The sequence below is a fragment of the Chitinimonas violaceus genome, assembly GCF_052601015.1.
On the sequence record NZ_JBQXDJ010000139.1, the window covers coordinates 1 to 3,630 of the forward strand.

At 58.3% G+C, this 3,630-nt stretch carries 3 protein-coding genes; all 3 read left to right on the forward strand.

Going from position 1 to position 3,630, the window contains the following annotated elements:
• On the forward strand, positions 1–1,862 hold a 1,862-nt coding region (locus tag ACUHMQ_RS20345; protein WP_445297274.1), incomplete at its 5' end, for an MTBMA_p00010-related P-loop-containing protein.
• Positions 1,852–2,970 (forward strand): site-specific tyrosine recombinase XerC, encoded by a 1,119-nt coding sequence (gene xerC, locus ACUHMQ_RS20350; RefSeq protein WP_445297275.1) that lies wholly within the window; start codon positions 1,852–1,854, stop codon positions 2,968–2,970. The genes ACUHMQ_RS20345 and xerC, both read left to right, overlap by 11 nt.
• A gap of 45 nt (positions 2,971–3,015) precedes the next feature.
• Positions 3,016–3,240 (forward strand): type II toxin-antitoxin system RelB family antitoxin, encoded by a 225-nt coding sequence (gene relB / locus ACUHMQ_RS20355; protein ID WP_445297276.1) that lies wholly within the window; start codon positions 3,016–3,018, stop codon positions 3,238–3,240.
• Positions 3,241–3,630: the final 390 nt, after the last annotated feature.

A 3,630-nucleotide genomic window follows, 5' to 3' on the forward strand; every position in this document is an offset into this window, starting at 1 on the left:
CGACGCCGCTACCGGTTGCCGAGTTACCGGCCAGCCCGGTACCCCCTGCGCCGCATTGCGACCTCAGCGCCGAGGTGAGCGAACGGGAAGTGGTCATGCAGTTAGGTGGGCGACGTTGGCGGGTGCGAGGTTTGCCCAAGAATCTGGCGGTAGGGGTGCTCAAGGTCAATCTGATGGTCAGTGAGGGCGATGAGTACCACGTTGACACGCTGGACCTGTATGCAGCCAGGGCGCGGAGCTTGTTTCTACAACAGGCCGCCGTCGAGCTGCGAGCGTCAGCGGAGGCCCTGAAGGCCGAGTTAGGGCGGGTGTTGCTCAAGCTGGAGCAGGTGCAAGACGAGGCTATCCAACAAGCCTTAACGCCACAAGCGCCGACGATGCCGACCATGAGTGAGGAAGAGCAGCAAGCCGCACTGGCGCTATTACAGGCACCGGACCTACTGGGGCGGGTGCTGGCGGACTTCGAGCAATGCGGCATTGTTGGCGAAGCGACCAACAAGCTGACGGCCTATTTAGCCGCCACCAGCCGCAAGTTGGATAGGCCGCTGGCGGTGGTGGTGCAATCGTCGAGTGCGGCGGGTAAATCCAGTCTGATGGATGCGGTATTGGCGTTTATGCCGCCGGAAGAGACGGTGCGCTATTCCGCCATGAGCGGACAAAGCCTGTTTTATATGGGTGAAACCAATCTCAAGCACAAGATACTGGCGATAGCGGAAGAGGAAGGCGCGAGCCGGGCCAGCTATGCCTTGAAGCTGCTGCAATCGGATGGCGAGTTGACGATGGCCAGCACGGGTTCCGATGCCAATGGCAATCTGGTGACGCAGGAATACCGGGTTGAAGGCCCAATGAGCCTGTTCATGACCACGACGGCGATTGATATCGACGAAGAATTACTGAACCGTTGTTTAGTGCTCTCGGTAGACGAAGGTCGTGAACAAACCGCAGCGATTCATCGTCGGCAACGGGAACGGCGCACGCTGGCGGGCTTCCTGGGTAAGGAAACCAAGGATGCGGTGCTGGCATTGCAGCGTAATGCCCAGCGTTTGTTACGTCCCTTGGCGGTGGTGAACCCCTTTGCAGATCAGCTGACCTTCCTGGATGACCGCACACGGACACGGCGCGACCATGAAAAGTATCTCTCCCTGATCGACACGATAGCCTTGCTGCACCAGTACCAACGCCCAATCAAGACCTTGGTGGTGGGAGATCGGCAGATTGATTACGTGGAAGTGACTCCGGAGGACATTGCACAGGCCAATAAGCTGGCGCATGAAGTGCTGGGGCGTAGCCTGGATGAATTGCCACCGCAGACGCGCAAGCTCTTAGCCTGCGTTCAACAGCTGGTGCGCGAGCGTGCCGACACGACGCAATTAGGGGTGCAGGACATCCGCTTCAGCCGCGCCGAGGTGCGTCACGCCAGCGGGCTATCGGATACGCAATGCCGTTTACATCTAGATAGATTGGCCGCCCTGGAATACCTGCTGGTTCATCGCGGTAGCCGAGGGCAAAGCTTCGAATACGAATTGCTGTTTGATGGTGATTTGGCGGCACACAGCCCGCAATTGGCAGGGTTACTGGATGTCGACACGCTGACGGGTATGGGTACGACAGAAAGTTCGCGGGGGGTAGACCCCCAGTTCGCGGGGTCAACGCGGCCCCAAAACGGCCCCAACGCGGGGGGGTCGCGGCGTGAAGATTCCTGCGAATCGTCAGATGTTACGGTGGTTTTAGCGGAAACGTTGGATGCAGATGAAAAAATAAGGGTGGGGGGGTATGTAAACCCCCTTGAGCCGGTCGTAGTCGTATCGTCATTGGCTCACGTGTCGGGGTTGCCGGTAGAAGGCGCAGGCTATGCCGCGTAAGGGTCAGAAACTCAAGACACGCCAACGCCGCCCAACCAAGCCGGTCGTGCCCCGGCGTCAGGTGGCCGACCCGCTGGCGCATCACCCGATGCTGGCTTATATGGCGGCGCACTTCGAATACTTGCGGGTCAAGGGTTACTCGGAATACACGATTAAGGCGCGTCACGGCAGCCTGCGCCGCTTTATAGCGTGGTGCGATGAGCGTGGGCTGATGCAACCGGCAGACGTGACCAAGCCGGTGCTGGAACGTTACCAGCGCTATTTGTTCTATTACCGCAAGGCGGATGGCCAGCCGCTGACGCATTCTAGCCAAGTGGGCTGCTTGGGACCGCTGAAGACGTGGTTTAAATGGCTTGCCCGAGAAAACTATCTGTTGTTCAACCCAGCGAGCGAAATCGACCTACCCAAGCCGTCGAAGAAGCTACCGCGAGCCTTGCTGTCGGTACAGGAGGTGGAAGCGATCCTGGCGCAGGCGGAACCCAATACGCCGTATGGGCTGCGAGACCGTGCCTTGCTGGAATTGCTCTATAGCACGGGGTTACGACGGCTGGAGGCGTCGAACCTGGCGTGCTATGACGTGGACCTGCACCGTCGGCTGGTGATGGTACGAGAAGGCAAAGGGCGCAAAGATCGGGTAGTGCCGATTGGGCAGCGTGCGCTGGCTTGGCTGGATCGTTACCTGATGGAATCCCGCCCGCAGTTGCTGACGGTGGATGAAACGGCGCTGTTTCTGAGTGACTACGGCGAGCCGATGACCCCGGCGCATATCTCGCTAAAGGTCAAGAAATACATGGGCTTTGCTGGGGTCAACAAACCCGGCAGTACCCATTTGCTACGCCACGCGATGGCAACCCATATGCTGGAAGCGGGTGCCGATGTACGGGTGCTGCAAGCCTTGCTAGGCCATGCCAACCTGTCCACGACAGAGGTTTATACGCACGTGAGCATTGAGCATTTACGGGCGATACACGATGCGACGCACCCGGCGCGGCTGACGCGTCAGGACGAGACCCCGGCTCCGTTTCCCCCTGGCTTACGTGCGACAGCGGCGGCGACGTTGCTGGATGCGCTGGCAGAAGAAGACGACGACGCCGACAGTCTGGCGTAGTCCTTCCCCTTATTCCCTATAAAAACTGAACCAAAGGAGGCCATTGTGCTGACCATCCGACTCCCTGCGGACATTGAAAACAGGCTGGAAACGTTATCGAAAACCACGGGACGCACGAAGACGTTCTATGCTCGGGAAGCGATTCTGGTGCACTTGGAGGCGTTGGAAGATCACTATGAAGCGAAGCAGCGCTTGGCAGATTTAAGGGCAGTCAGACCCCATGGGATGACGCTGGAAGAGGCGCTATCGCACTATTGGGTGGAAGATTGATGACGTCTTGGTGTTGCTTCCTCCCTTCTCCTTAGCCGCTTGCCGCTAGTCTAATTCCCCCGCTCGTTTCCCCTAACCCGCAGCCTCTTTGCGGGTTTCTTGTGTCAAAATCCGCCCCCTTCGCTAAGGCGACTTAGCCGTGTTCTTTAAAAACAGCGCCTGGAAAAAATTGCCCTTGAAGGTGCAGTTTTAGGCCAATGGCTGCGTTGAAAGCGTGATGGTGTCTAGGTTTGATGGGTTTCTGTACGACAACTCGTGACCGGAAAATCTATCTTCGGAGATGTCCTGGGAAATAGTATCGCCCGCAATAACCGCCAGTGGGTGGAGCCGGCCAAGCCGGTCGTACCAGAACCGAACCGCAGTGAAAAACCGCGTAACTGGCGCGATCTG

What these genes read in the sequence shown, in the direction of transcription:
- xerC (WP_445297275.1), top strand. Translation starts at nt 1,852, where the DNA reads ATGCCGCGTAAGGGTCAGAAACTCAAGACACGCCAACGCCGCCCAACC.